Consider the following 21,828-nt stretch of genomic DNA (forward strand, 5'->3'; position numbering starts at 1 on the left):
GTACACCTCTCGGGGGCGAGGTCACAGCGAGAGCACGCGGACGGTGGCGCCCGCGGGGAGTTCGGTGGTCTCGGCCGCGATATCGATGAGGACATCGGCCCACGCCATCGCCGCCACCAGATGCGAACCCTGACCCGACACCGACTCCACCCCGGCGTCGGTGACGCGCCCGCGCAGGAACTGGCGACGCCCCCCGGGTGAGCGCACCGGCTCGGTCAACGGCAACTCGCGCGTCAGGACCGGCTCCAGACCGGCCAGCCGACGCAGTATCGGTCGCGCGAAAACCTCGAACGAGACCATGGTGCTCACCGGATTGCCGGGGAAACTCAGCACCGGAACGCCGTCGACGACCGTCAGGCCCTGCGGCCCGCCCGGCTGCACCGCGACCGAGCCGAATTCGCCGCCCATCGGTGCCAGCACATCCTTGACCACCTCGAAATCACCCTTGGACACCCCGCCGGAGGTGAACACCAGATCGGCCGAACCCGTTGCCGCGGTGATCAATCGGCGGAAGACATCGGGATCGTCGGTACTGTGCTCGACCGAGACGACGGTGACGCCGTTGGCGCGCAACGCGGCGGCGAGCGCGATGCCGTTGGAGTTGTAGATCTGGCCGGGACGCAACGGCTGTCCGGCGGGCACGAGTTCGTCGCCGGTCGTGATCACCGCGGCGCGCACCGGAGCGAATACCGGCACCTCGGCGAGTCCGACCGCGGCCAGCGCGGCGATATGCCGCGGGGTCAACGCCGTCGCGGCGGGGACGAGCAGATCGCCCACCCGCACATCGGTGCCCGGTTCGCGGATGAACTCGCCCGCCGACCGGCCGCGGTCGATGACGACCTGCGCGCCCTCGGCCCGCGTGTCCTCCACCGGAACCACACAGTCGGCGCCCGGTGGGATCGGTGCGCCGGTCATCACCTTGACGGCCGCGCCCGGCGGCAACGGATCCCGGCCCGCGTCGCCCGCGGCCACCACACCGGCCATCGGCAGTGTCACCGGCGTCACCGCGATCGAGTCGGCGCGGACCGCGTAACCGTCCATGGCGGAATTGCGGAAGACCGGCAACTCGACCGGCGAGCGCACATCCTCGGACAATTGCCTGCCGAGCGCCCGCGGCACCGGTACGGATTCGATCGCGCGCGCCGCCAACGGGCGCAGCAACCGTTCGATGGTGTCGCGGTACTCGTCGACGGACCTGGCCGGGATGCGGACGGGCCGAGAGCTCATGCGAATCAGCCTATCGTTCGCCCCCGGCCGGGCCGCGCGGTCGTCGCCGATCGCGACTCACCGCGTGACATGCTCATTCGTGAGGTCGTGGCGACCCCGTGACGTTTCGCCTCCCCACGGTCCTCCCGGGGTCGGCGTGGTCATAATGGGAGTGTGACGTTGGTCGAGATGGGCATTCCCGCGGTTCGGTCCGGCCGCCCCTCGCTCGACGGACGACCGGAAACGCCGTATCTGGTGGACCGATTCGGGCGGGTCGCGCGGGATCTCCGCGTCTCGATCACCGAGAAGTGTTCACTGCGCTGCACCTACTGCATGCCCGAGGAAGGTCTGCCGCCGATCCCGGTGGACGAACTGCTGACCGTCGACGAGATCGTCCGGTTGGTCGCGCTCGCCGTGACCGAACTCGGTGTGCGTGAGGTCCGGTTCACCGGTGGCGAGCCGCTGCTGCGCCGTGATCTGGAGAAGATCATCGAGGGCTGTCACGAGCGGGCGCCCGAGACACCGCTGGCGATGACGACCAACGGCGTCGGCCTCCGGCATCGCGCGCGCGGTCTCGCGGCGGCCGGACTCGGCCGGGTCAACGTCTCGCTCGATACCGTCGATCGGCTCGGATTCGCCCGGCTGACCAGGCGTGACCGCCTCGATTCGGTGTTCGCCGGTATCAGGGCGGCCCGCGACGCGGGTCTGGCGCCGGTGAAGGTGAACGCCGTGCTGATGCGTGACACCCTGTCCGGCGCGCCGGATCTGCTGCGCTGGTGTCTGGACGAGGGCTGTGAACTGCGCTTCATCGAGGAGATGCCACTTGACGCCGATCACGAGTGGGCGCGCGCGGAGATGGTGACCGCCGCCGAACTGCTCGACGTGCTCGGCGCTCGATTCACGCTCACCGAGGCGGGGCGCAGCGATCCGTCCGCGCCCGCGGAGAAATGGTTCGTCGACGGCGGCCCCGCGACCGTCGGCATCATCGCCACCGTCACCCGCAAATTCTGCGACACCTGTGACCGGACCCGGCTCACCGCCGACGGGATGCTGCGCTCCTGCCTGTTCAGCGATCAGGAGTTCGACCTGCGCCAGGCCCTGCGCGGTGGCGCCGACGACGACGATATCGCCGCCATCTGGCGCGGCGCGATGTGGAACAAATGGGCGGGTCACGGTATCGACGCCGAGAATTTCGTCCCACCGGAACGCACGATGGGAGCCATCGGTGGTTGAGGTCCGCTATTTCGCCGCGATCGCCGATGCCGTCGGCAAGGACAGCGAGGTGCTGGAGCTGCCCGCCGATGCCACCATCGCCGATCTGCGCCTGACCCTCGCCGCCGCCTACGGCCCCGGACTCGACACCATGCTCGGGGTCTGCGCGTACCTGATCGGTGACGAACTCACCCGAGACCCGGCGGCCGCGCTCACCCGCCGCGTCGATGTGCTGCCCCCGTTCGCGGGCGGCTGACCGCGCGCCCGGCCCGTCCGGAAAATATTCGCCGATCGATGTAGAGATCCCGATCCGGCGTTCGTCGTCCTGGTAGAGAGGGGTACGAGATCCCCTCGGCACTGGGAAGGATGGCGACATGTACTACCTGGCGACATTGACCGGACGTGAGGACGGACCCGACGCCCGGCCGGGCACCCCGGAATTCGAGGCGATGGTGGCGCGCTACGGCGCCTTCGAGGAACGGGCGGGAGCCGCGATAGCGGGCGGCGCCGCCCTGTATCCGTCGGCGACGGCGGTGACGGTGCGCCCCGGTGCGGGCGCGGCACTGGTCACCGACGGTCCCTACCCCGAGCAGGCGGAGGTGATCGGCGGTTTCTACGTCCTGGATTGCGCCGACCTGGACGAGGCGATCGAATGTGCCCGCCGGATCCCGGCGGCCGAGGACGGCACCGTGGAATTGCGGCCGATGATCATGTACTCCCCGCACGAGACGCCTGGACCGGACTGGTGGCTGGCGCTGCTGTGGTCGGCGCCGGACACGGTCGTCGCGCCGGAGACCCCGGAATGGGAGACGGCGATGACCGAGCACCAGCGGTTCGGGGAGAAATTCGCCGCGGCGATCCGCGGCGGCGGCGCGCTGACGCCGCCGACGACGGCGACCACGGTGCGGGTACGCGACGGGGAACTGCGCATCAGCGACGGACCGAGCCCCGAATTCACGGACGTGGTCGACGGGATCTACCTGTTCGCGGCTTCGGACCGGGACGAAGCGTCCGAGATCGCGGCCGCGATCCCGCTGGCCGAGCGCGGTCACACCGAGGTGCGTCGCATCGTCGACCTCGCGGGCTGACCGTGCCGGACCCGGCCGAATCGATCGACGGTGTCTACCGTGCCGAATTCGGCCGGGCGCTGGCCACGGTCGCCCGTATGGTCGGCGATATCGCGACCGCCGAGGACGCGGTGCAGGAGGCTTTCGCCGACGCGTTGCGCACCTGGCCCGTCGCCGGGATGCCCGCGAATCCCGGAGCCTGGATCACCACCGCGGCACGCCACCGCGCCCTCGATCGGCTGCGGCGCGAATCCACCCGAACCATCAAGGAACACAATGCCTTCCGGCTCGACGACGGCCGGATCGGCGCGCTCGCCGTCGAGTCGGAGGAGATCGAGATGTCGCCGGTCGTCGACGATCAGCTCCGGATGATCTTCACCTGCTGTCATCCCGCTCTTTCCGTCGAATCGCGAGTGGCGCTGACGCTACGACTGGTGTGCGGGTTGCGGACCGCCGAGATCGCGCGGGCCTTCCTGCAACCCGAACACACGGTCGCGCAACGACTCACCCGCGCCAAGGCGAAGATCCGCGCCGCCGGTATCCCGCTGCGGGTGCCGCCCGCGCATCTGCTGCCCGAACGCACCCCGGCCGTATTGGCGTGCGTCTACCTGGTTTTCAGCGAGGGTTACTTCGCGACCGCCGGACCTTCGGCGATCCGGGACGAACTGTGCGACGAGGCCGTTCGGCTCGGCAGACTGCTGTGTGTCCTGCTGCCGGAGGAACCCGAGGCCCGCGCCCTGCTCGCCCTCATGCTGCTCAACGACAGCCGCCGCGCCGAACGCCGTTCCGCCGACGGCGAACTGGTGCCCCTGGAGGAACAGGACCGCAGCCGGTGGAACCGCGCCGAGATCGACGCGGGCCTGCGCTGTCTGATCTCGGCCGCCGAAACCGGCGGTAGCGGACCGTATCTGGCACAGGCGCGGATCGCGGGCGCGCACGCCCTCGCCGCGACCTGGGCGCGGACCGATTGGCGCGCGGTGGTGGGCGGGTACGACGAATTGCTCCGGTACACCCGCTCACCGGTCGCCGAGGTGAACCGGGCCGTCGCGGTCGGCTTCCGCGACGGATTCCAGGCGGGCTTGACCGCACTGGACGCCGTCGCCGATCACCCGCGCCTCGCCGGTTCGCACCTGGTCGCGGCCACCCGCGCGGATCTGCTGTCGCGCGCGGGTCGCAAGACCGAAGCCGTCGAGTACTACCGGCAGGCGGTGGACCTGGCCGCCAACGACCAGGTCCGCCGATTCCTCACCCGGCGGATCGCGGAGATCACCGGGTGAGCGGAGGCCGTCATCGCCAGCGCACCGACCGAGCGGAGTTCATCGCCCTGCCTCGCACGCCGAATAACGGTCAGCGCCACCAGGTGTCGAGCGGTGTCACCGGAACGGTGCGCTTGTGCCGGGTGTTGCGGTAGATGGTCTCCAGCTTCTCGGCGACCTCGGGAGTGACGTCCATCCCCTCGAGGTAGTCGTCGATCTCGCTGTAGCGCAGGCCGAGGGCTTCCTCGTCCGGCAGCGCGGGCCGGTCGTCCTCCAGATCGGCGGTGGGAACCTTCGACCAGATACTGCTCGGCGCGCCGAGTTCCTGGAGCAGCGCCGCGCCCTGGCGTTTGGTGAGTCCGGTGAGCGGTGTGAGATCGACGCCGCCGTCACCGTATTTGGTGAAGAAGCCGGTGACCGCCTCGGCCGCGTGATCGGTCCCGACGACGAGCAGATTCTCCTGGCCCGCGATGGCGTACTGGACGACCATGCGTTCGCGGGCCTTCACGTTGCCGCGTACAAAATCCCGGAGTTTGTCCACCGACAGCGCCGAGGCCACCTCGCCCGCCACCGCGTTGGCTCCAGGCCGGATATTGACGACCACCGAGCGGTCGGGCTGGACGAACCGCATGGCGACCCTGGCGTCGACCTCGTCGGATTGGACACCGTAGGGCAGCCGGACCGCGACGAAGGTGGCGTCCGCCATCCCGTCCGCGCGCAATTGCTCGACGGCCAGCTGACACAGCCGCCCGGTGAGCGCGCTGTCCTGACCGCCGCTGATGCCGAGCGCGAAACCCCGTGCGGGCGTGCTTCGCAGAAACCCCACGAGGAAATCGACGCGACGTCGGACTTCGACCTTCGGCTCGATAGTCGGCTGGACGCCCAACTCGGAGATTATCTGTTCACGCACACTGCCCATGGCAGCTCACTCTACTGGCGGACGCGGCCCGACGATCCGCTCTATGAAGGCTTCCCAGTTGTCGCCGATCTGTACGCGGTCGTACCCGAGGACCCGCATCTGGTACATCACGAGCGGGGCGTCCAGCACCGCGAGCACGGTATCCGCCAGCAGCGGGATCTCCCCGGTCGCGCCCGCCTCGCGCAGCAATATCGACACGTGGGTCTTCAGCAGGTTGTAGGGGCCGCCGGTGTAGCGTTCGCCCGCCTCGCTGATCTCCGCCGCGCGATGTAGTTCGCCCTCGACCTCGATATCGAGCAGTCGCGCCCGTCCGAACGCGACCAGGCGCCGCACCGCCGGCGCGCCGGGCCCGAGCGGCGGCGGTCCGAACATGAACGCGTCCTGGTATTTGCGTTCGGAATGGTCGAGCAGGGCGCGCATCAGACCCGAACGGCTGCCGAAGCGGCGGAAGACCGTGCCCTTGCCGACGCCCGCGCGTTTGGCGAGTTCGTCCATCGTCAGCGCGTCGACGCCGTGCTCGCGCACCAACTGTTGGGCCGTGTCCAGCAGCAATCGCCGGTTGCGCGCCGCGTCGGCCCGTTCGGTGGGCTCCGGAGCGCCGAGCAGGGGCGCGCCGATGCCGAGCAGACGGGGCGCCGGTGCGGGTTCACCGGGCTCGGCCTCGTCGGGCAGGGGTGTGCTGTAGGTCACGGGCCTGTCGGGCTTTCTGGGGGAATGGAATCGGACCATAGTCCGGTTAGTGCAGAGTGAAAGTTCGGATACAGCATTCAGTAGACCAGGAGTCGTCATGAGCCAGCCCCGCATTCTCGCACTTGTCGGCAGCCTTCGCGCCGCGTCGATCAACCGCAAACTCGCTGAGGCCGCCGTCCAGACCGCGCCCGAGGGTGTCGAGGTCACCATCTACGAAGGGCTCGGGGATATCCCGTTCTACAACGAGGACATCGACGTCCCCGGTTCGGTGCCCGCCGCCGCCCAGGCGCTGCGTGACGCCGTCGCCGCCGCCGACGGCCTGCTGCTGGTAACCCCCGAATACAACGGGACCACCTCCGCGGTACTCAAGAACGCCATCGACTGGGCCTCCCGCCCGTACGGCGCGGGCGCGCTCAAGGATCGCCCGGTCGCCGTGCTGAGCGGTTCGATCAGCCCGAACGCCGCGAAGTGGGCCCACGGCGACACCGTCAAGTCGGTCGGCGTCGCCGGTGGACGGGTCATCGAGGAAGCGCACCTGCACTTCGCCGGTTTCGGCGAGCGTTTCGCCGACGCGCACCCGCGTGAGGACGCGCAGGCGCTGACCGAACTCGCGGGCGCTGTCGCCGCGCTGGTCGAGGCCGCGCGCGGCACCCTGGTCTCCGCCTGACGCACTGACGACGCCTCGGCCGAACGCCGTTTCCTCAGACCGCCTCCGTCCCGGTTTCCGGGCCGGAGGCGGTCTTGTCCGTGTGGCCGACGGTCTCGGTTCGCCCGTGATCATTTCGGTATTGCCTTCGTCGTCGCACGAGTTCACGTTCGGGCCGCCGCACGCCACTACATGGGCAAAGCGGTACGTCTGGAAAGGCAACTCGATGAACGGGGACGTGGTCGGTGCGGTCGTGGTGATCGCGGGTCTCGCCATACAGGTGGTGCAGGCCGGGATCGCGGGTATGCAGTTGCGCAGTACGCTGCGCCGGGATAGGGGGCTGGTGCCGACGTGGCAGTGCGTGCCTCCCTCCGAAGAGTTCGCCGATCCGGGATATCGCGCCCATGCTGGTGGGACAGCTGCGCGACAGCAGGCTCGAACGGGGGCCCGTGATGACGATCTACGTCACTGACCGGTCGATGACCAGCGACCGCACGCCGGAGTCGGCGTGGTCGGTCGGTGGGGGGTGGCGGCTGAGCTGGCTGCCGGAAGTCGAACTGAGCCGACGCGACGCGATGCTCGGCATGACCATCGACGAACTGCTCAGCGATCCGGAACTGGTCGACGACGTGGAGATCTTCCGGATCGTCACCGAACACGCCGAACGGCTCGGCTGCACGGGCGAACAGGCGGCACTCGCGCTGGCGCGGCGCATGCTCGACCGATTGGCCGACGCCTCGCCGCGACTGATCGAGCAGCTCGTGCTCGCCGAGGACGCCGCCGAGCGGGCCAGGGTGCGGGCGGCGGCGCATCGCGCGGGCGTCGACCGCGAGGAGTTCGCCGCCTTCTATCGGGATTTCATGCCGCGACTGGTGGCCTTCGTGATCCGCCACGGCGCGCAGCCCGCCGACGCGGCCGATATCGCGCAGGAGACCATGATCGAGGCCTATCGCTCCTGGCCGAGGATCACCTCCCCGTCGGCGTGGTGCTTCCATGTCGCGCACCGCAAATTCCTGCGGGCAAGGACGTCGCGGTACGAACACCCGCGCGAACTCCTCGCTGAGCAGCGCTCCGCTCTGACACCGCCCGAGGTGGAATTCCTCGGCAACGACACGGCGCAGCGCGTACTGGCACGGCTGCCGGGGCGGCAACGCCAGATCATGGCGTGGATCATGTTCGGATTCACTCCCAAAGAGATCGCGGAGGAGCTGAAGATCAGCCCCGAAGCGGTGCGTGGCAGCCTGAAGAAGGCACGCCGCGCACTGGCGATCATGGCCGGCGACGAGAGGGATCGAGATGACCGAGCAGACAACAGATGAGGTGGTCGAAGCGCTGGCCCGACACGACCGCGCGCTCGTCACCGCCCTCGCCGAAACGCTCGACCTGACCGCCGGTCTGCGGGACGTGTTCCACCGCGCGCCCGTCCGAGCGGGCTGCCCGGCGGCGGAACCGCCGCGTCCGCCCGATTCCGCCCCGCTTGAACCCGCGTATTCGCGCGCCTGGCTGCGACTGCTCGCCGTCGGCCGCCCCGGTTAGCGGGGCTCGACTCGCGTTTGCGACCATCGCCTCCGTGTCCGATCCGGGACGGGGGCGATCTCGTGTGCCCGGTGTTCCCGGGTGCTGCGGCAGGGGCGGGCGATACGGTCGTGGCCGGTGTGACACGGGTGCCGTATGTGTTTGCTGGGAATAAGCTCCGGTATGAAATTGTGATGTATGCCACCCTCGTGTCGGGTGGTGAATCGACTGTCCTGGGACTTACCGCGTGGGAATTACATCCGTGCGACTCGCAACATGTCGTGTTGTATGAATCTGTCGGCCACTAGGTGTAGTGTCTTGCTCACTGGAAGACGGCAGGAATCCACCGCGTGAACCATCTCGGCCCGAAGGGCCTGAGCAGGGGTCGAAGGGGATTTCCGAGTCGGATCCAGGAGTTTGCGCAGCGTACATCGGAGCATGCATCGCCAGCGGCCGTTCACCGGTCGCTCGATCGATCGGCATACGGATCACCGGCTGTGGACTAGGCATAGGAGAGAGGGATATATGACCGTCACCGTGTATACCAAGCCCGCTTGCGTCCAGTGCAATGCCACCTACAAGGCGCTCGACAAGGTCGGGGTGGAATACGAAGTCGTCGACATCTCCGTGAACGACGAGGCCCGTGACTACGTCATGGCGCTGGGGTACCTGCAGGCGCCGGTCGTCGTCGCCGGTGAGGACCACTGGTCCGGGTTCCGGCCCGACCGCATCAAATCTCTCGCGACCGTGGCGGCCTGACCCGTCCCGTTCGTTCCGACAGGGGAGGGGAGGTAGTCGGCATGACCGAAGTTTCCACCCTGGGGTATTCGGGTCACTCCGCAGGCTCCGCTCCCGCCGCGCTGGTGTACTTCTCCAGCGCATCGGAGAACACGCACCGCTTCGTCGAGAAGCTGGGAATCCCGGCGACTCGAATACCACTGCACACCGCCGATTCGCTGCGCGTCGACGAACCGTACGTGCTGATCGTTCCCACCTACGGGGGCGGTCGGCACGTGCTGGGGGGTGACCGATCCGACAAGGATTTCGTCCCGCGGCAGGTCGCCAAGTTCCTCAACGATCCGCACAATCGCGCTCTGCTGCGCGGGGTCATCGCGGCGGGCAACACGAACTTCGGCGATACCTTCTGTTATGCGGGAGAGGTGATCTCGCGCAAATGCGGGGTGCCGTACCTGTATCGCTTCGAACTCATGGGAACCGCTGAGGACGTGGAACGCGTCCGAGAGGGATTGGGATTGTTTTGGCAACAGCAACCACCGCACCGACCGGTAAAGCAGCTCGTCTAGAGCAGGCACCGGTCCGCAACGCGGAGGCCAGCGAGGTACTCGACTACCACGCCCTCAACGCGATGCTGAACCTGTACGGCCCGAACGGCGAGATCCAGTTCGACAAGGATCGGGAGGCCGCGCACCAGTACTTCCTGCAACACGTCAACCAGAACACCGTCTTCTTCCACAATCTGGAGGAGAAGCTGGACTACCTGGTCGACGAGAACTACTACGAGGCAGAGGTTCTCGAGCAGTACGGCCGCCCGTTCATCAAGAAGCTGTTCAAGCAGGCCTACGCGAAGAAGTTCCGGTTCCCGACCTTCCTCGGCGCGTTCAAGTACTACACCTCGTACACGCTCAAGACCTTCGACGGCAAGCGCTACCTCGAGCGGTTCGAGGACCGCGTCGTGATGGTCGCGCTGACGCTGGCCGCCGGTGACGAGGTGCTCGCGAGCAAACTGGTCGAAGAGATCATCGACGGCCGCTTCCAGCCCGCGACCCCGACCTTCCTCAACTCGGGCAAGAAGCAACGCGGCGAGCCGGTTTCGTGCTTCCTGCTCCGCATCGAGGACAATATGGAGTCCATCGGGCGCTCCATCAACTCCGCGTTGCAGCTGTCCAAGCGCGGCGGCGGAGTCGCGTTGCTGCTCAGCAATATTCGCGAGCACGGCGCGCCGATCAAGAAGATCGAGAACCAGAGCTCGGGTGTCATCCCGATCATGAAACTGCTCGAGGACTCCTTCTCCTACGCCAATCAGCTCGGTGCGCGTCAGGGCGCGGGCGCGGTGTACCTGCACGCCCACCACCCCGATATCTACCGGTTCCTCGACACCAAGCGCGAGAACGCGGACGAGAAGATCCGCATCAAGACGCTCTCGCTCGGCGTCGTCATCCCCGACATCACCTTCGAACTGGCGCGCAAGAACGAGGACATGTACCTCTTCTCGCCCTACGACGTGGAACGCATCTACGGCAAGCCGTTCGCCGATATCGACGTCACCGAGAAGTACTACGAGATGGTCGACGACAAGCGGATCCGCAAGTCGAAGATCAAGGCGCGCGAATTCTTCCAGACCATCGCCGAATTGCAGTTCGAGTCGGGCTACCCGTACATCATGTTCGAGGACACGGTGAACCGGGCCAACCCGATCGCGGGCAAGATCACCCACTCGAACCTGTGCTCGGAGATCCTCCAGGTCTCCACGCCGTCGGAGTTCAACGACGACCTGTCCTATTCCAAGGTCGGCAAGGACATCTCCTGCAACCTGGGTTCGCTGAACATCGCCAAGGCGATGGATTCGCCCGATTTCGCGCAGACCATCGAGGTGTCGATCCGCGCGCTGACCGCCGTGTCGGATCAGACCCACATCTACTCGGTGCCCTCGATCGAACAGGGCAACAACCAGTCGCACGCGATCGGCCTCGGCCAGATGAACCTGCACGGATACCTGGCCCGTGAACGGGTGCACTACGGGTCCGAAGAAGGCATCGACTTCACCAACATCTACTTCTACACCGTTGTCTACCACGCGATTCGAGCCTCGAACCGGATCGCGATCGAGCGCGGCAGCTACTTCGGCGGTTTCCCGGAATCGAAGTACGCCACCGGCGAATACTTCGACAAGTACACCGATCGGGTGTGGGAGCCCGCGACCGAACGCGTCGCCCGGCTCTTCGCCGACGCGGGCGTGCGCATCCCGACCCAGGACGATTGGCGCGAGCTGAAAGCCTCGGTCATGGAGCACGGCATCTACAACCAGAACCTGCAGGCCGTCCCGCCGACCGGTTCGATCTCCTACATCAACCACTCCACCAGCTCGATCCACCCGGTGGCGTCGAAAATCGAGATCCGCAAGGAAGGCAAGATCGGCCGCGTCTACTACCCGGCCCCCTACCTCGACAACGACAATCTCGAGTACTACGACGACGCCTACGAAATCGGCTACGAGAAGATCATCGACACCTACGCCGCCGCCACCCAACACGTGGACCAGGGCCTGTCGCTGACCCTCTTCTTCAAGGACACCGCCTCCACCCGCGACCTGAACAAGGCCCAGATCTACGCCTGGCGCAAGGGCATCAAAACCCTCTACTACATCCGCCTGCGCCAAATGGCCCTGGAAGGAACCGAAGTAGAGGGCTGCGTCAGCTGCATGCTGTGATTCTCCAGCTCCGGGTGACCACAGGCAACGGTCGCCCGGAGCTGTTCGCCGTGTGAGGCGCGTTTGCGCTCCGACAGCCTCGGTGCCGGATGCGTGAGTACGCGTAGTGTCCGTGCGCGCGTCCGGTCGGCTGCGATGGTCGGCGCGGATCGCGACAGATCATCCAGGTGACAGCGGGATTCGCGGTCGCCTACTTTTTGCGGACCTTCTTCGAACCGTATACGGTGCGCTGGGGGATTGTGCTGCCCAGGCCGTTCCGAAGGATGCGAAGCAGGGGGTGGGATGTGAGTACTGGGCGAGTCGACACCGAGCTGGACCGGCGGATCGCGTCGATCCGTGGTGAATCGAGCTCCAACGACAGGAGTGTCGCCGTCGAGACCGACCCGGCAGGTCGGATCACTCGGCTCTATGTCGCCGACTACGCGATGGATGACGGGCCGGACCGTTTGGCCGCGATTCTCATGGAGCAGCACCGGATCGCCCACGCCGCGGCCATCGAACAGGCCGTCGACACATTCGAATCGGATTCGTCACGTTCACGGGTCGGCAATGACTGAGGATCTGGATCGGCTCGCCCACCGCGTCGCCGAACTCAACGCAGCCGTCGGCGAGGTCCGCGGCACGTCGTACTCGCCGGACGGCTCCGTTCACATCGAGGTCGATATCTACGGCGCGATCACACATCTGCGGCTGAACGAATTCGCGATGGAGCACGGTCCGGAGCGGTTCGCCGAACTCATCGTCGACTGCCATGATCGCGCGCACGCGGCGGCCGTCATCGATGCCAGAAGTGCCTACGAGTCCGTTCGGGCGCAACAGGATTCGCGAGGAATACGGTGAACGTCGATCCGGTCGAAATGCGAGAGTTGGCGACGAGTTTGCGATGGCAGGCGGGCATCGTCGAAAGCCATCAACCCTTGGCGAAGGCCACGCGTGACGCCGCTCGTGAGGGCACGGACAAATCGCAGACGTTCGCCCGGGTGCAGGAAACACTCGAGGCGCTCGACAAGGTCGTCCGATATCACGCGGACCGGATGCGCGCTGTCGCGAACGAGATCGACACCGCGGCCACCGAGTATGAAGCCAAGGACAGCGCCAACGCGAAGTCGATCGAACAGGCGGGCCCGCGATGACCGACGCGAACCCGATCAGGATATCCACCGTTCTGGAGTGGAAACTCAGTGCCGCTCAACGGCTCCCGACCGAATTGAGTTCGCTGGCCAACATCATCGAGACCGATGTCGAAGCGGCCAACCGTGAGGTCCAGAATTCTCGCGACTTCTTCGACAGCGCGGCCGGTGACGCGATGCGTTCCCGCTTCGAGGTCGACCGGAGAAACGCCCTCGCCACCGTCGATGCGGTCGACTCGATGGCGGCGCCCGTACGCGAAGTCGCTTCACAGTTCGATACAGCCACCGCGACGATCAGAGACACAGTACGGAAGATCGAAGCCTCCGAGTATCAACTCTTCTACAAGGACGACGGGCAGGTGCTGTCGAGAAAGTCGCTGATGGACTGGATTGATGACAACGTCCTCACCGGTCTGACGAAGTCACTGTCGGTCGAGCGAACTCGCCGGGCATACCAGAGCGCGCTGCAAGGTGCGCTGAACGACATCTGGACAGCCGATTTCCTCTACAACGGCAAGATCGGTCTGGTTCTGGAGAATCTCCCCGAATCCGTTCGCGAGGCATTGATTTCCATCCCGACCGATCCCGAGTTGGCTCGCATCCTGCGGGAGAATCAGGTGGCGGCGTCGGATACGACAGTCGTCTTTCCCTCCGGTGACTTGCTCGACAAGATTCGGATGTTCGCCCCGGAGTTCGAGCCGAGGGCGATGTCGAAAGAAGAGGCGGCAGCGCTGGTCGATCTCGCCACGTCGAGTGTGGACGGCCCATTCAAGTTGATGGAGTTCTACGCGATCCAGGACGAGGCGAAAACTGCTGCTGCGAGCGCTTTTCCGAATCTCTCCGAAAAAGAGAACGAACAGTCTCTCTCGGACGGGCATTCCGATGCGTTTCGTCACGCGTACTGGAACGCGCGAATGACGCAGGAGTTCGGTCCGGAATGGACGAGTACCTTCGCGAGCGCGCACGAGATGAACGGGAGTAATCCAGCGGCCCGGGAGGCGATGGATCTCTATAACAACCAGTTGGGTCGAGCGATTGGCGCGCAGAATTCGGATGCGAGTCCCGAGGAACTGCAGCAGAAGGTTCTCGAGGCGATCAACAACAACCAGGCGATCGTCATTCAGAACAGCCCCGATGGTGGGCAGATCGCATTCAGCAATTCCGTTCTTCCCGGAAAGAATGCGATCCTGCCGGGCGGTGGAATTCCGATGCCGGGAGGAAAGTAGTGGTGCGCGTATCGTCTGTCCTGCTCGCGGTCGGCGTTCTGTCGATGGTCGTCGCGTGTGTGCCGGGGGGTTCTGAGTCCAGGGGTGCCGCGTGCACGTCGCAGACCTTTGATCTGAACAGTCGTTCGGAGCCGCTGGGCTCCACAAAGGCTTTGGTTCAAGCATTCGAGGATGCTGTCGAACAGCAGGTGGATTTCACGACGATGGCCGAAACGGCCGGCCGTGCGGGCTGGTCGCCGGAGTGGGACCGGGTTATCTATGTAGGTACTCTTACCACCGATGAGTCGCTGAAGCGTAAATCCGCCACCGACCTCCAGTTGGCCTGCTTTGTCGGCTTGCCGAAATCGAACAGTAATTCCGATCAGCCCGGTCCGCATGCAACCTTGTTCCTGGCAGGTGGCAAACCCGTCCAGGCAGTGTGGTGGAACGAGCCGGAGTCGAGCCTGGATTTCGGAAGTCGAGAGTTCATCTTGTCCGACACCCCGATTCGCTACAACCCCGAGTCTCGAACAATGAGAGTGGAGTGACGATCCTCGTCCGGTGAGCACGGCTCCTTGTCGTCGGCGCTATCTTCGTCGCGTATTCAGGAGTGCCAGAACGACGTCGACCGCTGAATCGACCAGGCGGTCGCGCGGTACGTCGAGGCGGTTGTCGGACCAGTCGAGGTAGAGGGCGATGAGTGCTCCCGCCATCGCGGTGGCGATGATCGCGAGATCCTCTTCGCCGCCGGCCAGTAGCGGTTCGGACTCGGTTCCGAAGATCGGGGCGAGGGCGAGGATGAATGCGGGGCTGCGCTGGGCGCTGTGCCTGCGCAGTGTGTCGTCGCGGCGGGGTTCTCGGAGCAGGATCCGGGCCAGGCGGGGATCGTCCTGGAAGTAGTCCGCGCAGATTTCCAGTGCCACACGGATATCGGCTCGGAGTTCGCCACCGCGCGGTGCGGTGCGCATCCGGTCGAGTAGGCCCGTTTCCACGTGGTCGTATACGGCGGTCAGCAGCGCTTCGATGTTGTCGAAACTCTCGTAGAAATAGCGCGGGCTCAGATTCGCGGACCGGGTGACGGCCCGCATGGTGACGGCGTTCGCGCCTTCGGTGCCGAGCAGATCCAGTGCGACATCGAGCAGTTGTGAACGTCGGTCGGCCGACCGGTCGTGCAGGGTCCGGCCCCTCCACAGCTTGGGTGCGTTCACCGCGTCATCCTCGCATCGACGATCCGGCGGTTGCCGACCACCGCCGGACGATTGACATCACCCGATTCAACATGAATCATATGATTCTAGTTGTCTCGGTTCTGGAGGGCGACCGCGTATCCGGACCTGAAGACGATCAGGAGGATGCGCCGTGTTCGATGAGGAACAGTTCCAGCAGGCCTTGCGGCGTCCGCGACTGTCGCGCCCCGCTCCGGAATTCCTACAGTCCAATCGGGCCGTGCCGATACGGGTGATCACCGAGCCGGAACTCCAGGCGAATACCGAGGAATGGTTCGTCCAGTTCGGCGCGAAACTCGCGTTCTACGAGAAGCTCGGGGTCGATCTGAGCTGGGTGATGGACTGGGCCAAGAAGTATTGGTGGAGTTTCCTGGTCAGGGATATGAGTGTGAACGACGAACTCTATGCCAGGGATGTGCGCTACACCGACGTCACGACTTTCGGGCGCACCATCGTCGGCATCGATGAATTCGTGCGGTACAACTTCGCCTTCTTCGAGGCGATTCCCGATTGGCGTTACGACCCGCTGCCGGGTCAGGTCTACCTGGATATCACGCCGGAAGGCCGGGTGCGCATAGTGATTCGCTACGTCGGCAGCGGCCACTGGGACGGCCCGCTGCGGCTGTACCCGTACGACGACACCGCTCCCGCCATTCACGGCAGCGGGCGGTTCATCCAGTGCACCGCGGTCGACCGCTATCACTTCGACGACAACGGCCTCATGGAGGAGGGAGAAACCCTCTACGACTTCCTCGACGCGACCCAGCGCGGCGGCGTCCTGCCACGTGATGACAGCTGGCAATTCCGCGCGCTGATGTCGGCGTCGAGAATTCCGGCGCTGGTCCGGCGTCTCACCTCGCGCGGTTAGTTCGGCGGTTGGTTCACAGCCACGTGGTCGCGAGCCAGGCGGCCACGCAGGCGAGGACGAGCAGGGCGATATTCAACCCGATCACCTTCACCTCGCCGCGGCTCAGGTGCACCGCGATCCCGCCGACCTGGACCAGCGCGAGCCCGATCGCCGCGACCAGGGCGAGCACCGGTGCGATTCCCGTCAGCGGCGGCAGGATCAATCCCAGCGCGCCGAGAACCTCCAACACGCCGATGGCGCGCACGAAGGCCAGCGGCACCGCATCGATCCAGCCCATCATCGGCCGCAGCTGATCCGCCGATCGCACCACCTTGATGCCGCCGGAGTACAGGTAGAACAGCGCCAGCAAACCGGCGACGATCCAGTAGGCCACGGTCATGTCCGCGCGCTCCTCTCGAGTACCACTTGTCAACAGCGTCATTGTCGACCAGCATCGGAGAGCTTACAAAAGTTACATCCGTGTGCCCGGCCGTCAGCGAGGTAATCATGTCCGACGTCTGTGCGATCAGAGGCGACCAGGGCCGGGCAATTCGCGCGTTACTCGAGCGGATCGCCGACAAATGGGCCCTGGTCATCATCGCGACCTTGCATACCGGGCGATTGCGGTTCACCGGATTGCGTCAGCACATTCCCGGAATATCGCACCGCATGCTCGCGCTCACTTTGCGCAAACTCGAACGGGACGGGCTGGTGATCCGGACCGCGTATGCCGAAGTGCCACCTCGGGTCGAATACGAACTCAGCGAACTCGCCGTCACGTTGATCCCGCACGCGGTGGCGCTGGCGGATTGGGCCATCGAGCACAATCCCGATATCGCGGCGCGCCGTGCGGAATACGACGAGCGCGAACATTGACCACGCCACGAATTCGTCGCGCCCCGGGCAAGAGCAGGCAACGAACCGAACCCGCTCACGCTACGACGCGGGTCGGGGGTACTGCGAAACCCGTTGTCGTCCTACGATTCGGTGGGGGCGGGTGAGCGGGAGGTGCGGGTATGTCCGAGGTGACGATCGATGTGGACGACGCGGTGCTGGCGGTGGTCGGGGCGCTGCTCGGCACCACCACGCCGGAGGACACGGTGCACGCGGCATTGCGACAGGTGCTGGTGCAGCGGCAGCGGATGGCGGTAATGGAACGGATGATGGTGCGTTCCCACGAACGGATCACCGACGATTCGGTGGATCGATGGCGTAAGACGCCCGCGTGGCGGTAGTCGCCGGGGCGGTTCGCGGGACATCACACCGCGAACCGCTCCGCCCCGATCACGCCAACGCCGGCGCGACCTCGCGTTCGAACAACTCCACGCCCGAGGTGTCGTAGGCCGTCTCCGGGAAGTTCAGGATCGCGTACTCGAGTCCGAGTCCCTTGACGGCGGTGAGCTTTTCGATCACCTGCTCGGGAGTGCCGACCGCCGCGCTGGTGCGGTACACATTGTCGATCTGCGCCGCCGCGGCCTCGGCCCCGACGAACTTCGCGAGCCGATCCTGGAGCGTGCGCAACCGCTCCTCGACTTCGGCCTCGGTCGCGCCGATGGCGGCGTTGAAATTCGACGACCGCACGATCGCGTCGAAATCGGTGCCGACATCGGCGCAGTGTGCGCGCAGCAGTTCGGATTTGTGCGTGAATTCCTCGGGGACGCCGCTGAAGTTGGTGTACTGCGCGTATTTGGCCGCGATCTTCAGGGTCACCTTCTCGCCGCCGCCCGCGATCCAGAGCGGAATTCCGCCTTCCTGCAACGGAAGCGGGCGGACGATGGCACCGTCGACCTGGTAGTGCTTGCCGTCCAGGGTCGCCTCGCCCTTGGTCCAGGCCTGCTGGAAGATCTGCACGCCCTCGTCGAGGCGGCGCAGCCGATCGCCCGCGGACGGGAATCCGTAACCGTAGGCGCGCCATTCGTGTTCGTACCAGCCGCCGCCGATACCCATTTCGACGCGGCCGCCGGAGATCAGGTCGACGGTGGCGGCGACCTTCGCCAGGTAGGCGGGATTGCGATAACTCATCGCCGTACACATCTGGCCGAGCCGGATCCGCGAGGTGGTCGCGGCGAACGCCGACATCAGCGTCCACGCCTCGTGGGTGGCTTCCTCGGTCGGCACGGGCACGGTGTGGAAGTGGTCGTAGACCCACAGTGATTCCCAGATGTCGCTCGCGTCGGCGCGCTGGGCGAGGTCGCGCATGACGGTCCACTGTGACGCGGGATCGATTCCGACCAGGTCGAGTCGCCAACCCTGTGGGATGAAGATACCGAAACGCACTGAAATCTCCTCTGTCGTTGCTCGAACCTCGTCGCGGTGACCCCGCGCGATGACGCGCCGCGGTGACGGCGTGGGCCGCCGAACACTGTCGCGGGTGGTCGAACGCGGGTCAAGAGTTCGGCGCTGCCTGCGTGCAACCCCGAGCCTAGGCGACCCGCGCGGACGGGTCCGGCCGAACGACGCTCGACCGGACCCGTCTGTCCGGTCTAGGCGCCGGTGAACTGTTTCCCGGAGATGGAGGTCGACGGGCGTCCATCGACACCGACCGGGATGTCACCCTCGAGGGTGGTGCGGTACAGCACGCGGGTGACGTCGAGGTGGTCCAGATCGCTCGGCGCCAGGTGCGCGGTGGCCCTGTTGTCCCAGAACGCGATGCTGCCCTCTCTCCAGCGGAAACTCACCGTGTAAGCCGGGTTGGAGATCTCGTCGAACAGCAGTTCCAGCAGCGCGTCGCTCTGGCTGGGGCTGAGCCCGACGATGCGGGTGGTGAAACCCGGATTCACGAACAGCGCGCGTTCGCCGGTCACCGGATGCACCCGGACCACCGGATGTTCGGTGACCAGCGGGGCGGTGGCGACCTTCTTGGCGTAGTCGCTGTCATCGCTCCAGGCGGGTTTGCGACCGCCGAAACGATGTTCGGCCCGCAGTCCGTCGAGGAAACCGCGCAGTGATTCCGGCAGGTTCGCGTAGGCGGCGGCCAGGTTGGTCCACCGGGTGTCACCACCGCGCACGGGGGCGATCTCGGCGCGCAGGATCGACGCGGCGGGCGGGTTGATCAGCGATGAGACATCGGTGTGCCAGTGATTGGTGTAGCTGACCTTGCGCACCCCGAACCGCTTCTCGTACAGGCGGCTGTCGACGGCGAGGATCTCCGGGAATTCGGTCGGCGCGTCGGTGTCGTAGGGATGCGACGGGGTGACCGCGCCGAAACGCCGGGAGAAGGCGATCTGCTCGGCGTGGCCGATGTGCTGGTCGCGGAAGAACAGCACCTTGTAGGTGTGCAGCGCGGAGGTGATCGCCTCGACCTGCGCGTCGGTCAGCGTCTCGCGCAGATCGACGCCGGAGATGTCGGCGCCGATATGACCGGCGACCGGCTCGATACGCACGGTCTCGGCGGCTTCGGTGGCGAGGATGGTCGGGTTCTCGTGTACAGCGGTCATGGCGAACTCATTCGGGAGAGTCGGGCGGGCTGGTCTCGGGGCCGATCGTGGGGCGACAGGCACTGCGAAACACGCGCATGAAGTCGACCTCGCGCCGTTTGGTCAGCGGGATCATGGCAGTTCGGGGCCGATGGCGACGCGCGCGCCGAGTTGTCCGCCGCCCCAACCGAGTTTCCTGCGGTAACTGCCGAGCAGTTCGCGTTCGATCAGATAGGACTCGTCGAGTTGCGGGTCGCCCGCGGGCAGCGGTTCGGTGCGCGGCGCGACGAACAGGGCGTCGACCGGGCAGTACGCCTCGCACATGAAGCAGGTCTGGCAATCGGATTGCCTGGTGAGCACCGGAATGCCGTCCGCGCCGCGATCGAAGACGTGGGTGGGGCAGACCTCGATGCATTTATCGCATTCGATGCAGCGTTCGGCCGAGACGACTTCGATCATGCCGACACCAACTCCGCGCCCGCGAGGAATACCGGTTCCGGCGCGGTCCAGATCTCGTCGAGTCCACCGGTGAGCAGTCGGTGGTGCTGCGCGGGATCCAGATCGGGGAATTCCTCGCGCCGCGCCATGCCGCGTGATTCGGTCCTGGCCAGCGCGGCGGTGTACATCCACCTGGCGTGCGCCGTCATCGCGGCGGCCGAGCGGACCTTCGACGGATCGGTGCCCGTGTGATCGAGTCCCTCGCGTGCGGCGAACCACACGTCGTCCAGTGCGGCCAGTGCGGGACGCAGACGGTCGCCGTGGCGCAGGTAGTTCTTCTCGTAGGGCAGCACCTCGCGTTGCACCGCGGCCACGATCTCGCCGTGGGAGAGCCCGGAATCGATCCGTCCGGTGGGGCGCAGACCGATCTCACCGGCGCCGAAGCGTTTGCGGTCGCCGGACGAATTCCCTTGGCGCAGTGCGTATCGAGCCGCGCCCGCACCGGCCCAGCTGCCCGAGGACATGGCCCACGCGGCATTGTGGCTGCCGCCGCCGGTGAACCCGCCGCAGATCAGCTCGCGGGTGGCGACATCGCCGGCGACGTAGAGACCGGGCACGCCGGTCGAGCAGTCCGCCCCCGCCACCCGCACCCCGCCGGTGCCGCGCACCGTGCCCTCCAGCAGCAGCGTGATCGGGAAACGGTCGGTGAACGGGTCGATGCCGAGCCGGTCGAAGGTGAGGAAGAAATTGGGCTGACCCACGCGCATGGCCCGACGCTGGGTCTCGTCGGCCTGATCGAGTGTGCAGAACACCGGCTCGGACAGCAGGGTCCGCGCGATGACGGAACGTCCGCCCTTGCTCGACGCGCCCTTCAAGACCTCGCCGTTGCCGAGATAGAAGGTGGCGAAACCGTAGTACGCGGTCTTGGTGACCGAGGTGAATTCCGGGGCGATGGCGTAGGCGTTGGAGAATTCCATGCCGGACAGCTCGGCGCCCGCCTCCACCGCCATCAACGCGCCGTCGCCGGTATTGACGTTGCAACCCAGCGTTTTCGACAGGAACGCGCAGCCACCGGTGGCAAGAACCACCGCGCGGGCGGCGATATCGACACGCGTTCCGTCCGCGAGTCGGTGCAGGCGCGCGCCCGCGACCGCGCCGTCGGCGGTCCTGAGCAGTTCCAACGCCGGACTGTGATCGAGGATCGTCACACCCGCGCGCTGCACCCGAAGCCGTTGGCGTTTCATATATTCCGGTCCCTGCACGCCGGTGCGCAGCGAGGTGCCGTCCGGGCTCACCGGGAACGGGTAGCGACCGGCCTCGGCGAGTTCGTTGACGCGGTCGTAGGTTTCGTCCAGAACCCGCGTCATCCACTCCCGGTCGGCGAGGTGGCCGCCGAGCGCTTCGCGGCTCGCCATCGCCTTCTCGCGCAGTTCGGCTTCCGGCCGCACGTACCAGATGCCGGTGCCCGCCGCGGCCGTCGCGCCGCTGCTACCGCAGAATCCCTTGTCCGCCAGTGTGACCGAGGCCCCGGTCGCGGCCGCCTTCAACGCGGCCCAGGTGCCCGCCGGGCCGCCGCCGAGGACGAGAACATCGATTTCGGTCATGGT

The 21,828-nt window shown here is 66.2% G+C and carries 28 protein-coding genes; 19 read left to right on the forward strand and 9 right to left on the reverse strand.

Annotated elements, in window-relative coordinates; genetic code table 11:
- Window positions 1-21 precede the first annotated feature (21 nt).
- A complete protein-coding gene (locus JZ792_RS19375; RefSeq protein ID WP_216911928.1) occupies window positions 22-1,227 on the reverse strand; it encodes a molybdopterin molybdotransferase MoeA in 1,206 nt (401 codons plus the stop codon).
- Between the two features lie 153 nt (window positions 1,228-1,380).
- On the opposite strand from JZ792_RS19375, the gene moaA reads away from it, so the two are divergent.
- The 4 genes from moaA to JZ792_RS19395 all read left to right on the forward strand — a co-directional run bounded on the left by moaA (window position 1,381) and on the right by JZ792_RS19395 (window position 4,762).
- Window positions 1,381-2,439 (forward strand): GTP 3',8-cyclase MoaA, encoded by a 1,059-nt coding sequence (gene moaA / locus JZ792_RS19380; RefSeq protein ID WP_216911930.1) that lies wholly within the window; start codon window positions 1,381-1,383, stop codon window positions 2,437-2,439.
- The gene (locus JZ792_RS19385) at window positions 2,432-2,674 is read left to right on the forward strand and encodes a MoaD/ThiS family protein (RefSeq protein ID WP_216911932.1); all 243 of its coding nucleotides are present in this window, start codon (window positions 2,432-2,434) and stop codon (window positions 2,672-2,674) included. Before moaA ends, JZ792_RS19385 begins: the two co-directional genes overlap by 8 nt.
- 118 nt (window positions 2,675-2,792) lie before the next feature.
- On the forward strand, window positions 2,793-3,506 hold the full coding sequence (locus JZ792_RS19390) for a YciI family protein (RefSeq protein WP_216911934.1): 714 nt from the start codon (window positions 2,793-2,795) through the stop codon (window positions 3,504-3,506).
- 77 nt (window positions 3,507-3,583) lie between these two features.
- Complete coding sequence (locus JZ792_RS19395) at window positions 3,584-4,762, forward strand: RNA polymerase sigma factor (protein WP_438804349.1); 1,179 nt, start codon at window positions 3,584-3,586, stop codon at window positions 4,760-4,762.
- Window positions 4,763-4,832: 70 nt separating this feature from the next.
- Here the strand turns inward: JZ792_RS19395 and nadE are convergent, their stop codons facing one another.
- Together nadE and JZ792_RS19405 are read right to left on the reverse strand one after the other, a co-directional pair.
- The gene (nadE, locus tag JZ792_RS19400; protein ID WP_216911954.1) at window positions 4,833-5,660 is read right to left on the reverse strand and encodes an NAD(+) synthase; all 828 of its coding nucleotides are present in this window, start codon (window positions 5,658-5,660) and stop codon (window positions 4,833-4,835) included.
- Between the two features lie 6 nt (window positions 5,661-5,666).
- Window positions 5,667-6,287 carry a TetR/AcrR family transcriptional regulator gene (locus JZ792_RS19405; protein WP_254190061.1) on the reverse strand — a complete coding sequence of 207 codons (621 nt, stop codon included), beginning with the start codon at window positions 6,285-6,287 and terminating at the stop codon, window positions 5,667-5,669.
- A 160-nt stretch (window positions 6,288-6,447) separates the two neighbouring features.
- On the opposite strand from JZ792_RS19405, the gene JZ792_RS19410 reads away from it, so the two are divergent.
- From JZ792_RS19410 to JZ792_RS19465, 12 genes are all read left to right on the forward strand, one after another.
- A complete protein-coding gene (locus JZ792_RS19410) occupies window positions 6,448-7,017 on the forward strand; it encodes an NAD(P)H-dependent oxidoreductase (RefSeq protein ID WP_216911958.1) in 570 nt (189 codons plus the stop codon).
- A 205-nt stretch (window positions 7,018-7,222) separates the two neighbouring features.
- On the forward strand, window positions 7,223-7,468 hold the full coding sequence (locus JZ792_RS19415; RefSeq protein ID WP_216911960.1) for a hypothetical protein: 246 nt from the start codon (window positions 7,223-7,225) through the stop codon (window positions 7,466-7,468).
- A gap of 7 nt (window positions 7,469-7,475) precedes the next feature.
- Window positions 7,476-8,315: an RNA polymerase sigma factor gene (locus JZ792_RS19420; RefSeq protein WP_216911962.1), complete on the forward strand. Its 840-nt coding sequence runs from the start codon at window positions 7,476-7,478 to the stop codon at window positions 8,313-8,315.
- On the forward strand, window positions 8,293-8,532 hold the full coding sequence (locus JZ792_RS19425) for a hypothetical protein (protein WP_216911964.1): 240 nt from the start codon (window positions 8,293-8,295) through the stop codon (window positions 8,530-8,532). The genes JZ792_RS19420 and JZ792_RS19425 overlap by 23 nt, the downstream gene beginning before the upstream one ends.
- Before the next feature lie 504 nt (window positions 8,533-9,036).
- Complete coding sequence (nrdH, locus tag JZ792_RS19430) at window positions 9,037-9,270, forward strand: glutaredoxin-like protein NrdH (protein WP_109528165.1); 234 nt, start codon at window positions 9,037-9,039, stop codon at window positions 9,268-9,270.
- 41 nt (window positions 9,271-9,311) lie between these two features.
- Window positions 9,312-9,815, forward strand: coding sequence for a class Ib ribonucleoside-diphosphate reductase assembly flavoprotein NrdI (gene nrdI, locus JZ792_RS19435; protein ID WP_216911966.1), 504 nt, complete (start codon window positions 9,312-9,314; stop codon window positions 9,813-9,815).
- A gap of 62 nt (window positions 9,816-9,877) precedes the next feature.
- Window positions 9,878-11,959, forward strand: a complete 2,082-nt coding sequence (gene nrdE, locus JZ792_RS19440; RefSeq protein WP_254190062.1) for a class 1b ribonucleoside-diphosphate reductase subunit alpha — start codon at window positions 9,878-9,880, stop codon at window positions 11,957-11,959.
- A gap of 284 nt (window positions 11,960-12,243) precedes the next feature.
- The gene (locus JZ792_RS19445) at window positions 12,244-12,516 is read left to right on the forward strand and encodes a hypothetical protein (RefSeq protein ID WP_216911970.1); all 273 of its coding nucleotides are present in this window, start codon (window positions 12,244-12,246) and stop codon (window positions 12,514-12,516) included.
- Entirely contained in the window at window positions 12,509-12,799 is a 291-nt protein-coding gene (locus JZ792_RS19450) for a YbaB/EbfC family nucleoid-associated protein (protein WP_216911972.1), read from the forward strand. The genes JZ792_RS19445 and JZ792_RS19450 overlap by 8 nt, the downstream gene beginning before the upstream one ends.
- Window positions 12,796-13,092: a type VII secretion target gene (locus JZ792_RS19455; RefSeq protein ID WP_216911975.1), complete on the forward strand. Its 297-nt coding sequence runs from the start codon at window positions 12,796-12,798 to the stop codon at window positions 13,090-13,092. Before JZ792_RS19450 ends, JZ792_RS19455 begins: the two co-directional genes overlap by 4 nt.
- Entirely contained in the window at window positions 13,089-14,315 is a 1,227-nt protein-coding gene (locus JZ792_RS19460; protein WP_216911977.1) for a DUF6973 domain-containing protein, read from the forward strand. Before JZ792_RS19455 ends, JZ792_RS19460 begins: the two co-directional genes overlap by 4 nt.
- On the forward strand, window positions 14,315-14,842 hold the full coding sequence (locus JZ792_RS19465; RefSeq protein WP_216911978.1) for a hypothetical protein: 528 nt from the start codon (window positions 14,315-14,317) through the stop codon (window positions 14,840-14,842). Before JZ792_RS19460 ends, JZ792_RS19465 begins: the two co-directional genes overlap by 1 nt.
- A 39-nt stretch (window positions 14,843-14,881) precedes the next feature.
- Here the strand turns inward: JZ792_RS19465 and JZ792_RS19470 are convergent, their stop codons facing one another.
- Window positions 14,882-15,502 carry a TetR/AcrR family transcriptional regulator gene (locus tag JZ792_RS19470; RefSeq protein WP_216911980.1) on the reverse strand — a complete coding sequence of 207 codons (621 nt, stop codon included), beginning with the start codon at window positions 15,500-15,502 and terminating at the stop codon, window positions 14,882-14,884.
- Window positions 15,503-15,653: 151 nt separating this feature from the next.
- Here JZ792_RS19470 and JZ792_RS19475 point away from each other — a divergent pair, with 151 nt between their 5' ends.
- Window positions 15,654-16,388 (forward strand): nuclear transport factor 2 family protein, encoded by a 735-nt coding sequence (locus JZ792_RS19475; protein ID WP_216911982.1) that lies wholly within the window; start codon window positions 15,654-15,656, stop codon window positions 16,386-16,388.
- Window positions 16,389-16,401: 13 nt separating this feature from the next.
- On the opposite strand, the gene JZ792_RS19480 is transcribed toward JZ792_RS19475, so the two are convergent.
- Window positions 16,402-16,767: a DoxX family protein gene (locus tag JZ792_RS19480; RefSeq protein WP_216911984.1), complete on the reverse strand. Its 366-nt coding sequence runs from the start codon at window positions 16,765-16,767 to the stop codon at window positions 16,402-16,404.
- 107 nt (window positions 16,768-16,874) lie between these two features.
- Here JZ792_RS19480 and JZ792_RS19485 point away from each other — a divergent pair, with 107 nt between their 5' ends.
- Both JZ792_RS19485 and JZ792_RS19490 read left to right on the forward strand, forming a co-directional pair.
- Window positions 16,875-17,243, forward strand: a complete 369-nt coding sequence (locus JZ792_RS19485) for a winged helix-turn-helix transcriptional regulator (protein WP_216911986.1) — start codon at window positions 16,875-16,877, stop codon at window positions 17,241-17,243.
- A 140-nt stretch (window positions 17,244-17,383) separates the two neighbouring features.
- The gene (locus JZ792_RS19490; RefSeq protein WP_216911988.1) at window positions 17,384-17,602 is read left to right on the forward strand and encodes a type II toxin-antitoxin system VapB family antitoxin; all 219 of its coding nucleotides are present in this window, start codon (window positions 17,384-17,386) and stop codon (window positions 17,600-17,602) included.
- Between the two features lie 49 nt (window positions 17,603-17,651).
- On the opposite strand, the gene JZ792_RS19495 is transcribed toward JZ792_RS19490, so the two are convergent.
- The 4 genes from JZ792_RS19495 to JZ792_RS19510 all read right to left on the reverse strand — a co-directional run bounded on the left by JZ792_RS19495 (window position 17,652) and on the right by JZ792_RS19510 (window position 21,825).
- Complete coding sequence (locus tag JZ792_RS19495; protein WP_216911990.1) at window positions 17,652-18,644, reverse strand: LLM class F420-dependent oxidoreductase; 993 nt, start codon at window positions 18,642-18,644, stop codon at window positions 17,652-17,654.
- 206 nt (window positions 18,645-18,850) lie between these two features.
- Entirely contained in the window at window positions 18,851-19,804 is a 954-nt protein-coding gene (locus JZ792_RS19500) for a TauD/TfdA dioxygenase family protein (protein ID WP_216911992.1), read from the reverse strand.
- Between the two features lie 111 nt (window positions 19,805-19,915).
- Window positions 19,916-20,242 carry a 4Fe-4S dicluster domain-containing protein gene (locus tag JZ792_RS19505; protein ID WP_216911994.1) on the reverse strand — a complete coding sequence of 109 codons (327 nt, stop codon included), beginning with the start codon at window positions 20,240-20,242 and terminating at the stop codon, window positions 19,916-19,918.
- Entirely contained in the window at window positions 20,239-21,825 is a 1,587-nt protein-coding gene (locus tag JZ792_RS19510; RefSeq protein WP_216911996.1) for an FAD-dependent oxidoreductase, read from the reverse strand. The genes JZ792_RS19505 and JZ792_RS19510 overlap by 4 nt, the downstream gene beginning before the upstream one ends.
- Between the last annotated feature and the right edge of the window lie 3 nt (window positions 21,826-21,828).

This window comes from Nocardia noduli (assembly GCF_019038455.1).
Taxonomy (GTDB): domain Bacteria; phylum Actinomycetota; class Actinomycetes; order Mycobacteriales; family Mycobacteriaceae; genus Nocardia; species Nocardia noduli.

Excerpts from the sequence above, each read along its gene's own strand:
- JZ792_RS19485 (WP_216911986.1), top strand. The coding sequence starts at position 16,875 with ATGTCCGACGTCTGTGCGATCAGAGGCGACCAGGGCCGGGCAATTCGC.
- JZ792_RS19415 (WP_216911960.1), top strand. The coding sequence starts at position 7,223 with ATGAACGGGGACGTGGTCGGTGCGGTCGTGGTGATCGCGGGTCTCGCC.
- nadE (WP_216911954.1), bottom strand. The coding sequence starts at position 5,660 with ATGGGCAGTGTGCGTGAACAGATAATCTCCGAGTTGGGCGTCCAGCCG.
- JZ792_RS19450 (WP_216911972.1), top strand. The coding sequence starts at position 12,509 with ATGACTGAGGATCTGGATCGGCTCGCCCACCGCGTCGCCGAACTCAAC.
- nrdE (WP_254190062.1), top strand. The coding sequence starts at position 9,878 with ATGCTGAACCTGTACGGCCCGAACGGCGAGATCCAGTTCGACAAGGAT.
- JZ792_RS19460 (WP_216911977.1), top strand. The coding sequence starts at position 13,089 with ATGACCGACGCGAACCCGATCAGGATATCCACCGTTCTGGAGTGGAAA.
- JZ792_RS19390 (WP_216911934.1), top strand. The coding sequence starts at position 2,793 with ATGTACTACCTGGCGACATTGACCGGACGTGAGGACGGACCCGACGCC.
- JZ792_RS19510 (WP_216911996.1), bottom strand. The coding sequence starts at position 21,825 with ATGACCGAAATCGATGTTCTCGTCCTCGGCGGCGGCCCGGCGGGCACC.
- JZ792_RS19395 (WP_438804349.1), top strand. The coding sequence starts at position 3,584 with ATGGTCGGCGATATCGCGACCGCCGAGGACGCGGTGCAGGAGGCTTTC.
- nrdI (WP_216911966.1), top strand. The coding sequence starts at position 9,312 with ATGACCGAAGTTTCCACCCTGGGGTATTCGGGTCACTCCGCAGGCTCC.
- nrdH (WP_109528165.1), top strand. The coding sequence starts at position 9,037 with ATGACCGTCACCGTGTATACCAAGCCCGCTTGCGTCCAGTGCAATGCC.
- JZ792_RS19490 (WP_216911988.1), top strand. The coding sequence starts at position 17,384 with ATGTCCGAGGTGACGATCGATGTGGACGACGCGGTGCTGGCGGTGGTC.
- JZ792_RS19420 (WP_216911962.1), top strand. The coding sequence starts at position 7,476 with ATGACCAGCGACCGCACGCCGGAGTCGGCGTGGTCGGTCGGTGGGGGG.
- JZ792_RS19375 (WP_216911928.1), bottom strand. The coding sequence starts at position 1,227 with ATGAGCTCTCGGCCCGTCCGCATCCCGGCCAGGTCCGTCGACGAGTAC.
- JZ792_RS19480 (WP_216911984.1), bottom strand. The coding sequence starts at position 16,767 with ATGACCGTGGCCTACTGGATCGTCGCCGGTTTGCTGGCGCTGTTCTAC.
- JZ792_RS19410 (WP_216911958.1), top strand. The coding sequence starts at position 6,448 with ATGAGCCAGCCCCGCATTCTCGCACTTGTCGGCAGCCTTCGCGCCGCG.
- JZ792_RS19505 (WP_216911994.1), bottom strand. The coding sequence starts at position 20,242 with ATGATCGAAGTCGTCTCGGCCGAACGCTGCATCGAATGCGATAAATGC.
- JZ792_RS19500 (WP_216911992.1), bottom strand. The coding sequence starts at position 19,804 with ATGACCGCTGTACACGAGAACCCGACCATCCTCGCCACCGAAGCCGCC.
- JZ792_RS19425 (WP_216911964.1), top strand. The coding sequence starts at position 8,293 with ATGACCGAGCAGACAACAGATGAGGTGGTCGAAGCGCTGGCCCGACAC.